This is a genomic window from Bacteroidota bacterium (assembly GCA_018698135.1).
In the GTDB taxonomy this organism is placed as follows: domain Bacteria; phylum Bacteroidota; class Bacteroidia; order CAILMK01; family JAAYUY01; genus JABINZ01.
The window spans coordinates 1-9,779 of the sequence record JABINZ010000037.1; the positions used below are offsets into that span (position 1 = coordinate 1).

Annotated in this window: 10 protein-coding genes; 7 read left to right on the top strand and 3 right to left on the bottom strand. The window is 34.6% G+C overall.

Annotated features, from left to right (window positions below; translation table 11 throughout):
• Both HOG71_02595 and HOG71_02600 read left to right on the top strand, forming a co-directional pair.
• Positions 1-325 (top strand): YfhO family protein (locus tag HOG71_02595; protein ID MBT5989718.1); only part of this gene is annotated, 325 nt, incomplete at its 5' end.
• 66 nt (positions 326-391) lie between these two features.
• Positions 392-2,215, top strand: a complete 1,824-nt coding sequence (locus tag HOG71_02600) for a chloride channel protein (GenBank protein ID MBT5989719.1) — start codon at positions 392-394, stop codon at positions 2,213-2,215.
• A gap of 13 nt (positions 2,216-2,228) precedes the next feature.
• Here HOG71_02600 and HOG71_02605 read toward each other — a convergent pair whose 3' ends face one another.
• Complete coding sequence (locus HOG71_02605; GenBank protein MBT5989720.1) at positions 2,229-2,642, bottom strand: 6-carboxytetrahydropterin synthase; 414 nt, start codon at positions 2,640-2,642, stop codon at positions 2,229-2,231.
• Between the two features lie 167 nt (positions 2,643-2,809).
• Here HOG71_02605 and HOG71_02610 point away from each other — a divergent pair, with 167 nt between their 5' ends.
• Entirely contained in the window at positions 2,810-4,540 is a 1,731-nt protein-coding gene (locus HOG71_02610; protein ID MBT5989721.1) for an aromatic amino acid hydroxylase, read from the top strand.
• Position 4,541: 1 nt separating this feature from the next.
• Here the strand turns inward: HOG71_02610 and HOG71_02615 are convergent, their stop codons facing one another.
• Both HOG71_02615 and HOG71_02620 read right to left on the bottom strand, forming a co-directional pair.
• Positions 4,542-5,240, bottom strand: a complete 699-nt coding sequence (locus tag HOG71_02615; protein ID MBT5989722.1) for an SDR family oxidoreductase — start codon at positions 5,238-5,240, stop codon at positions 4,542-4,544.
• A gap of 215 nt (positions 5,241-5,455) precedes the next feature.
• Entirely contained in the window at positions 5,456-7,195 is a 1,740-nt protein-coding gene (locus tag HOG71_02620) for a hypothetical protein (GenBank protein MBT5989723.1), read from the bottom strand.
• Between the two features lie 198 nt (positions 7,196-7,393).
• On the opposite strand from HOG71_02620, the gene rpmH reads away from it, so the two are divergent.
• The 4 genes from rpmH to HOG71_02640 form a co-directional block, all read left to right on the top strand.
• Entirely contained in the window at positions 7,394-7,552 is a 159-nt protein-coding gene (rpmH, locus tag HOG71_02625) for a 50S ribosomal protein L34 (GenBank protein ID MBT5989724.1), read from the top strand.
• A 35-nt stretch (positions 7,553-7,587) separates the two neighbouring features.
• Positions 7,588-7,980, top strand: coding sequence for a ribonuclease P protein component (locus HOG71_02630; protein ID MBT5989725.1), 393 nt, complete (start codon positions 7,588-7,590; stop codon positions 7,978-7,980).
• Positions 7,976-8,200: a membrane protein insertion efficiency factor YidD gene (gene yidD, locus HOG71_02635; GenBank protein ID MBT5989726.1), complete on the top strand. Its 225-nt coding sequence runs from the start codon at positions 7,976-7,978 to the stop codon at positions 8,198-8,200. The genes HOG71_02630 and yidD overlap by 5 nt, the downstream gene beginning before the upstream one ends.
• Before the next feature lie 112 nt (positions 8,201-8,312).
• Positions 8,313-9,779 (top strand): S41 family peptidase (locus tag HOG71_02640; GenBank protein MBT5989727.1); only part of this gene is annotated, 1,467 nt, incomplete at its 3' end.

Genomic DNA, 9,779 nt, shown 5'->3' on the forward strand with positions numbered 1-9,779 from the left:
AGATGGTGATACTGCTTTTATTACTTCATTTTCACCAAATCGGATAGAAATTAAGGTAAACTCCAAAAGCCCACAATTCCTATGTTTACTGCAAAGCTATTATCCCGGCTGGACTGTTACTGTGAATAGCGAAACAGATAAAATCAATCAGTTTAATATATTGTACATGGCCGTACAAATCCCTGAGGGTTCTTCAACTATTGTATTTGAGTATAAAAATCCATTTATAAAAGCCTCCTTTATTTTTTCCTATTCCTTTTTTGCCTTGTTACTTATTATTTTAGGATGGGCTTGGTTTTTAAAAAGAAAATCACAAAATGGATAATTTCAAATTAATATCCTGAATACGAGGAAATTATTCCATGTTTGTGATTGAAATAAAAGTTCACTGGTGCCCGTAAACAAAACAAATATATTCGATAAGTACTTACGCCTTTTTATCGGCTGGCGATTAAAACACATAAAGGATCGCCCTTTCATTCTGTTTTTAAGTGCTCTAATTGGATTTTCAACTGGTTTAGCTGCTGTCTTAATTAAGAATTCGGTTCATTTGATTAAAACTTTCTTAACCAGTGACTTTGCTACTTCCTACGAAAACTATTTATATTTTGCATATCCTGCTATTGGTATTTTCATCTCCATGATAATCATAAAATATTTGATACGTCAACGAGTTGGACATGGTATTCCAGTAACTTTATATGCAATTTCCAAAGGTGGCTCCATCATCAAGAAACACAATATGTTTTCATCTATCATTACCAGCGCTTTTACAGTTGGTTTTGGTGGTTCTGTTGGACTGGAAGGACCAACAGTTGCAACCGGAGCATCAATTGGTTCTAATATTGCCAGAGCGCTTCATTTAAATTATCGGACTCGCACCTTATTAATTGGCTGTGCTGCATCAGGTGCTTTAGCAGCTATCTTCAAAGCACCAATTGCAGCTATCGTTTTTGCGATTGAGGTCATTATGCTTGATCTCACCTTATCCTCTCTTGTACCCTTACTATTGGCTTCCTCCGTGGCTGCATTGACATCCTATTTTTTCCAGGGAAGAGATGTTTTGTTTCATATCAATATCAGCGATGATTTTTTGTTCCGTGAAGTTCCATGGTTTATTTTATTGGGTGTTTTTACTGGTTTTGTTTCAGTTTATTTTACAAGAGCGTATATCAACATCGGGAAAACTTTTGAAAAGGTTAAAAATTCCTATATAAAGGTAGGTTTGGGCGGAATAATCCTCGGAACGCTTATCTTTTTATTTCCCCCTTTATACGGTGAAGGTTATGAATCCATCAATTCGTTACTGAATGGAAATTTTACTTTTCTGCTTGAAACGTCTTTGTTTTACAGCTTCAAAGACTCATTACCCATTGTATTTGGGTTCTTGTTGTTATTAATATTCTTCAAAGCAATTGCAACTTCAGTAACATTAAATAGTGGTGGAATTGGTGGAATTTTTGCGCCCTCTCTATTTCTAGGAAGTACGTTAGGTTTTCTGTTTGCATCGGTTGTCAATTGGCTGTCTACCATAACTTGGCTTAATTCAATCGTTAATATTAAAAATATTTCTGTAGCAAATTTCGCCTTGGTTGGTATGGCAGGAACAATAGCAGGAATATTACATGCTCCACTTACGGCAATATTCCTGATTGCTGAAATCACAGGCGGTTATGAACTTTTTGTCCCTCTAATGATCACTGCTGCCATTTCTTACTCTACAATTAAGTATTTCGAGAAGCATTCTGTTTACACTTATCAATTAGCAAAAAGAGGTGAATTACTTACTCATCATAAGGATAAAACGGTATTGGCCTTGTTAGAAATCGACAAACTAATTGAAAAAAACTTCATTAGCATTGAACCAGATCAAAATTTAGCTGATTTAATAAAAATCATCAAAAACTCTGTTCGAAATATTTACCCTGTTGTTGATGAAAAAGGAAACTTCCTGGGCTTGGTACCTTTGGATAATGTTAGGAAAATAATGTTTGACCAAGAATTGTATAACAAAGTATTTGTTAGAGATGTGATGATACAGCCCAATGCAAGTGTTTCTTCTGAAGACAATATGGACATCGTCATGGACAAATTCAAATCAAGCGGTTATTGGAATTTACCAGTCATTGATGAAGGCAAGTATGTTGGTTTTGTTTCCAGAGCAAATATTTTTAATGCTTATCGGAAATTACTCATTGAGTTTTCTGAAGATTAGAATTGCAACTCAACTAATCACCAAAATATTCAACATAATTATTTTCTGTCTCGTGAAGTCGGATAGAATGCAAGACTGCTTTTTGCTCTAAAATCAATGGTGATATTTCATTGAAAATAGCTTTTGCAATATTCTCTGTTGATGGTTGCACACCTTGCATAAAATCCACTTCAAGATTTAGGTTTTTGTGGTCTACTTTGTCAATTACTTTATCCTTAATAATTTTGCTGAGTAATTTCAAATCAATCACATAGCCTGACACTGAGTCTGGCTCACCTTTCACCTTCACAAACAATTCGTAATTATGTCCGTGCCAATTGGGGTTAGAACAAGCTCCAAAATGCTGATGGTTTTTCTCATTGCTCCACCCTTCAACAAATACGCGATGAGCAGCATTAAAACGTTCTCGTCTGCAAATAAAAATCATGAGGCTGAAAATTGAGATGTTAAGTAAATAAACACTTTAATTTGATGCTTAATTTAATGAATAATTTGGCAGGAGCAAAAACTTTAATTCTAGCTGTCATATCCGATCAATTAAGAATAAGTCTAAATAAATTAGTAAATTTGCTTATCATATTAACAAACAGTCGAATGGAATCTAATTCAGTTCTGGACAAGTTACCCAAACACCTTTTGGATTTGGTTATTGACCAACCTTACAATGATTATACTTCGCAAGATCATGCCCTTTGGAGGTATGTCATGCGGCAAAATGTTCGTTACCTTAGTCAGGTTGCACATGGGTCTTATCTCGAAGGATTGAAAAAAACAGGAATAAGTATTGAAGAAATTCCACATATGTATGGGATGAATCGTATTCTTAAAGAAATTGGCTGGGCAGCTGTAGCCGTTGATGGCTTTATTCCTCCTGCAGCATTCATGGAGTTTCAGGCATATAATGTATTGGTTATAGCTGCAGATATTCGTCCAATTAATCAGATTGAATACACTCCAGCACCTGATATAATTCACGAAGCTGCTGGCCATGCTCCGATTATTGCGAACAAAGAATATGCAGAATATTTACGGTTATTTGGAGAAATTGGTCACAAAGCATTTTCATCTGCATACGATTACAAAGTATATGAAGCTATCCGTCATTTGTCCATTTTAAAAGCAAATCCATACACAGCACAAGCTGAAATCGAGAAAGCAGAAAATGAATTAAGCAATTTAGAAAAAATGGAAGTTGTGCCTTCAGAAATGTGTAAAATTCGCAACTTGCATTGGTGGACTGTTGAATATGGATTAATTGACAGTTTACAAAATCCTAAAATTTATGGTGCCGGATTACTTTCCTCAATAGGTGAAAGTTTCAATTGTTTGCAAGATCATGTTGAGAAAATACCTTATACTTTGGCTGCAAAAGATGTTGGTTTTGATATAACAACTCAACAGCCACAATTATTTGTTACACCAAATTTTGAGCAACTTAAATTAGTGCTTCAGGAATTTGCGGATCAAATGGCATTAAATAATGGCGGAATAGATGGACTGAAAAAAGCAGTGATTTCTGAAAACACAGCAACGGCTTCATATAGTTCCTGTTTACAAGTAAGTGGAACTTTCACAAATTACCTGGTTAAGGATGAAAACTTGATTTGGTTAAAAACAGAAGGGCCTACAAGCTTAGCCTATCAGGAAACAGAGCTCAACGGACAAGGAAAATCTTATCATGCCCATGGATTTAGTTCTCCTGTTGGTAGACTAAAAGGATTAAAAACACCCCTTGAAACAAGTTGCGAAGGCGATCTGGCAATGATTGATATTAAAGTAGGTCAAGTATGTAAACTTGTATTTGAATCAGGCATTGTTGTAAAGGGATTTCTTGAATCTATGCTTCAAAAAGATCAGCGACTTTTGTTGATGAGTTTTTCTGAATGTACCGTAACCTATGAAGATAAGGTATTATTTGAACCTTCATGGGGCATGTACGACATGGCTGTTGGCGAAAAAATTGTTTCTGCATTTCCAGGACCAGCTGATCCAATAGCATGGGACTTGCACTATCAGGCACCTGAAGAAAAAACGCATAAAATTAATCATAGCGAAGAAGCCATCAGACTTCATGAATTATATTCATCTGTAAGAAATACTCGCACAGAGAAATACGATTATTATGCTCTTGAAAATATTTGGTATGAGTTAAAAGAAAAGTATCCAAACGATTGGTTACTTGCACTTGAAATACTGGAATTAATGACAAAAAATAACGACCATAGTTTGATCAGAAGTGAAATTGAATCATTTCTGAAAGAGAAAAGTCAGAATAAAGAATTTTCCAATTTAATTTCAAATGGTTTGTTATTATTAGATCAATAATTTAAGGTGTTGACAATGCTACTGGCAATATTTTACCATTATAGTACTTATGCCCATTCAAACTAAAATCAGCAATATATTCCGCCATCTCTATTGCTTTTAGTGGTGCTTTATATTCTGGGAATGTTTTAAATAGCATATCCGTTTCGACTGCACCGATTGCCAGACAATTCACTGCAATATTTTTTTCTTCAAATTCAGCAGCTAGCACCTCAGTAAGATTAGCCAAAGCAGCTTTACTTGCAGCATAGGCTGATAAGCCTGGAAACTTCATACTCCCTTGAAAACCACCCATGCTACTAATATTAACAATATGCGCTTTGGCTTCCTTTCCCATAAATGGTAAAATTTTTCTAATAATTTTAACAGGCCCTAATAAGTTCACTTGTAACAAGCTGTTCCAATCGGTATCATCAAGTGCTTCAAAATCCTTATTAATCATTAATCCTGCATTATTTATAATGACATCGATTCTCTTTAAATCATAAATAAGCATGTCTAGATCATCATAATTTCCACTGGCAATGTCAAAAGCAAAAGGGATGAGTTTAGCATAAGGATACTCAGATTCAGCTTGTGATTTTAGCTGACCCAACCTGTCTTCCGACCTCGCTATGGCAATCACAGTATGGTTCTTGCTTAATTTCAGAGCAGTTTCAAACCCAATTCCACTACTGGCACCAGTTATTAATATATTCATAATCTAGAGTTTTGTTCTATCAAATCTACATGATTTTTATACAATTTGTTCTATCAGAGTCTCTCAAAGAGGACTCTGATTCCTGGAACTATTAATTAATATTCTTTGATCCGAGTTGCAAACTCGAACCAGCAATTAGAAATTTAACCTTAATAATAGGAAACAAAAAAGGCCGCCCAAATGGACAGCCTTTTCTTATCTATTAAATGTGTTTTCTATTTGTCAGTTACGTAAAACTCAACAATTTTCTCAGAAGTATTTCCAAGTTTGTCTTTAGCTTGTACTTTCACTGAATACTTTGCATTCTTTTTACTAAAATGAGGTACTTCAGACATATCCAAAGTATAAGGACTTGAATAATCTCTTAAAGCAGCTCCATTTACACCATAAAGAATTTGGTTTGTTCCCACTTGCTTATCAGTTGCTCCAACATATAGTCTGGTATAGTTTGGATAAACATTCAAACCATTTTTCTTATCGATTGGTTGAATACTGAAATTCACATAAATAGTAGGAGGAGTATTGTCTACAAAACAATTAGATGTTTTAGCATCTTCTACATTATTTACTTTATCAGTTGAGTAGAACTTAATTGTTTTATAACCTTCTTCAGGAATCTGATAAGGTGAACTGTACGTTTGTGTAGTAGCGTCATTCACACTGTATTCAGTTTTAAGAATTCCTGAGCCATAATCTCTTGGAGTTAAAGTAACTGGTGTAGTCTTATTAATGAATAAAGTATCCCTTGTAAAGAATTGAGGCTTACCATAGGAAATATATGTGGAAGGTTTGGTGTTATCCATACAAACTGCCAAATATTTTTTGCTGGCAAGGTTGGTAACTTTATCAACTCCCCAATACGCAATGGAATGTTTTCCATCAGTTGTTGGAATTTTAAAAGGAGAGCTGTAAGTACTTTGTCCTGAGCCATCAATACTATAGAAAATTTTCTCAACACCAGCTTTGTTGTCAGTAGCTGTGAGTTTAATTGTTGTACGAGATGAGATGTACTTGCAATTGGTGGTTGACAAATCGCCAACTATTTCCTGACTTACTACAGGAGCAATTTTATCCAAATAAAAATTATAAGTTTTCTTTACCTCTTCATTCATTACATTATCAAGAGAATAATAAGTTAACGTATGATTTCCATCAGATAAACTCCATAAACTAATAGGATTGTAATACAAAGCTGGATTAGCATTGTCAAAATAATATTTTGTATTTCTAACTCCTGAAAGATTATCAGAAAATGAAAGCGTCATTTTTGCTTTAGGAGAAACAATATCATCAAGTTTCGGCATACTTACCGCATGATTTGATACAGGTGCAGTTAAGTCAACAGTATAACTTTTTGTTTTTGGATCTTCGGCATTTCCAGTGTTATCAGATGCATAATACTTTAACGTATATGCTTTTTCTTCATTCATTGGAAGTGTGGATCCATAATTTGAATAGGCAACTCCATTAATAGAATAATAGGTTTTTTCAACACCTGAAACTGCATCTTTTGAGGATAGATCAACTGTTAAGCCTTTACCATAATAGATAACTCCGCCTGCAATGTATTTAGGTACGGTTGCAAATTTAGAATAAGAAACCGGTGCCATTCCATCGGCATAAACTTCATAAATAACCTCTACTTGAGGATAAACCATTTTTTTGCTTGTCTTATCCACTGCCCAGTCGTGACGAATATAATGTACGCCTTCCTGATCCCAATACATTGGATTAACATACTCTGCTGTTTTTTTGCTTTTCAATAGGATATTGTCAGCATCATCCCCATTGGATGTTGAAGCCCATAAGTAAACTGGTAAGGCCCTGTTCCAATATAAATTACCATCAGGTGCAATATATGTTCTTTTTTCATGCTGTAGCTGTTGCTGTGCAAATACACCTAAACTTAAAAATAAAAATGTGCTCATAATGATGAGCATTTTAGATTTGATCATTACTTGTGTTTTTAATAAGTTTATGAAACTTAAAATATTCCTATCAAATATATAAAATTATTAATGACTAACTATTGTCAAATGTTATTTTTTAAATAATTTGATTCAAGTGCTCTGTCAAAAATATTAATCTGGCCTGTGTTTATAAATTGAAATATTAATGTACATTTGCAACTCAATTTTTATAAGGATTTTGTTATGAAGAGGACATTTCAGCCATCCGTCAGGAAGAGAAAGAACAAGCACGGGTTTAGAGAAAGAATGTTAAGTGTTGGAGGAAGAGCCATTCTGGCTAGGCGAAGAGCTAAAGGAAGAAAAAAATTAAGCATTTCTGACGAAGTCAGAGGAAAGAATTAATTATTAAATTCTTTCGCTTATGATGAACATTGTTCATGATAGTGCAGAGTCACACCTTTACCAAAAAAGAAAAACTTTGTAAAAAAAGTGTCATTGACCAATTAATTAAAGGTAACGACCACCACAAAGTATTACAATACCCCTTTGTTTGTATTTGGAAAAAAATTGAGTTGGACACACATTTTCCTGCTCAAATAATGATTTCTGTTGGAAAAAGAAATTTCAAGAAAGCAGTTGTTCGAAATCAGCTTAAAAGGCAAATCCGAGAAATATACCGACAGCGAAAACATCTTCTTTATGAGCACCTTCAAACACAAGGCAAGCAAATTGCACTAATTATTTTTTATACTGGAAAAGAGCCTATTGTCCAACAAAAAATGGAAGATTCTTTTGAAAAAATCATTGATACAATTATTAAAATGGATTAGTTTGCCATTAAAATGGTTATTCATCTTGCTGGTAAAGATTTATCAATTAATGATTTCTCCTTTACTTCCAAGTAGTTGCCGCTATTCTCCTACATGTTCAAGCTACAGTATTGAGGCCTTAAAAAAACATGGCCCTTTTTATGGAGGTTGGTTATCTATTAAAAGGATAGTATCCTGTAACCCCTGGTGGGGAGGAAGTGGGCATGATCCGGTTCCTTAATTCAAAGCCAAACCTTACATTTCTTGCATATTTGCATTATTATTGTGGAACAGAATATATTATTAATAATACCTTTCACGTTTCTTTAGTGAAATCAAAGATAATTTGTATTATGAATCGTTATGTCAAAACTTTTTCTCTACTAATCTTTTCAATATTCTTAATTTATCCGACTGTAAATGCGCAGACTGCTCAGAAAAGTGACGACAAGAAGTCTGAGATGAAAAAGGAATATGGAAACCAGTTTGAGATTTCCAAAAACCTTGAAATTTATGTTGATCTTTTTAAAGAGTTAAACGCCTATTATGTTGACGACATAAATCCAGCAGAATTAATCCAACTATCCATTAAGTCCATGCTTAAGTCGCTTGATCCTTATACTGTATTCTTTCCTGAGTCTGATTATGAGGACTTTCGGTTTTTAACCACTGGAAACTATGGAGGAATTGGTGCAAAAATTGGCAAAAAAGGAGATTATGTTGTAATTACTGAGCCTTATGAAGGTTTTCCTGCACACAAATATGGTCTCATTGCTGGCGACCAACTTAGCTTAATTGGAGACAAATCAGCCAAGGGAATGACCACCGCAGAAGTTAGTAATTTGCTGAAAGGACAGCCTGGTACCGAAATAGATGTAACAGTAAAAAGACCTGGTCAGGAAGAAGAATTGGTTCTTCATTTAAAACGTGAAAAAATACAAATTGAAAATGTGGCCTATGCAGGTATGCTCGATAAAAATATTGGCTATATTAACCTGACTGGCTTTAAACAAAACGCAGCTGATGATGTAAAAAAAGCATTGGAAAAACTTCAAAGTGAAAACGATGTTCAAAGTTTGGTTTTGGATCTTCGTTCCAACCCGGGAGGTTTACTCATTGAATCTGTCAAAATTGTTGGTTTGTTTGTAGATAAAGGCGAAATGGTTGTGAGCACCCGAGGAAAAGTTGAAAGCTGGAACAAAGAATACAGAACCATGGAAAATCCAATTGCTCCGGATTTACCACTTGTTGTTTTAACAAATGGAGGCTCTGCTTCTGCTTCTGAAATCGTATCTGGTGCATTGCAGGATCTTGATCGCGCAATAATCATTGGCGAAAGAACATTAGGAAAAGGTTTGGTGCAAACCACCCGTTCGTTAAATTACAATTCACAACTTAAAGTAACTACTTCCAAATATTATATTCCTAGCGGAAGATGTATTCAAGAAATTGATTATTCTCATAAAAATGACGCGGGTGTAGCGATAAAAGTGGCCGATTCACTAATTTCAGAATTCAAAACAAAAAATGGACGTATTGTATTTGATGGCAAAGGGGTACTTCCTGATATAGTGACGCAAAGCGATAAACAACGAGTTATTATGTACAACATCATTGCCGATTATCTGGCATTTGATTTTGCAACCGACTACTACCTCAAGCATCCTGAAATTGCATCGGCAGATGAATTCAGACTATCAGAAAGTGATTATACTTCTTTTGTTGATTTTGTAGCAAGCAAAAATCTGACTTACAAAAATCCATCAGAAAAAGCCCTGGGAAATTTCAAAGCCAAAGCCGAAAAAGATGATTACTTTGAT

Excerpts from the sequence above, each read along its gene's own strand:
- HOG71_02620 (MBT5989723.1), bottom strand. The coding sequence starts at position 7,195 with ATGATCAAATCTAAAATGCTCATCATTATGAGCACATTTTTATTTTTA.
- HOG71_02605 (MBT5989720.1), bottom strand. The coding sequence starts at position 2,642 with ATGATTTTTATTTGCAGACGAGAACGTTTTAATGCTGCTCATCGCGTA.
- HOG71_02610 (MBT5989721.1), top strand. The coding sequence starts at position 2,810 with ATGGAATCTAATTCAGTTCTGGACAAGTTACCCAAACACCTTTTGGAT.
- HOG71_02615 (MBT5989722.1), bottom strand. The coding sequence starts at position 5,240 with ATGAATATATTAATAACTGGTGCCAGTAGTGGAATTGGGTTTGAAACT.
- HOG71_02630 (MBT5989725.1), top strand. The coding sequence starts at position 7,588 with ATGATAGTGCAGAGTCACACCTTTACCAAAAAAGAAAAACTTTGTAAA.
- rpmH (MBT5989724.1), top strand. The coding sequence starts at position 7,394 with ATGAAGAGGACATTTCAGCCATCCGTCAGGAAGAGAAAGAACAAGCAC.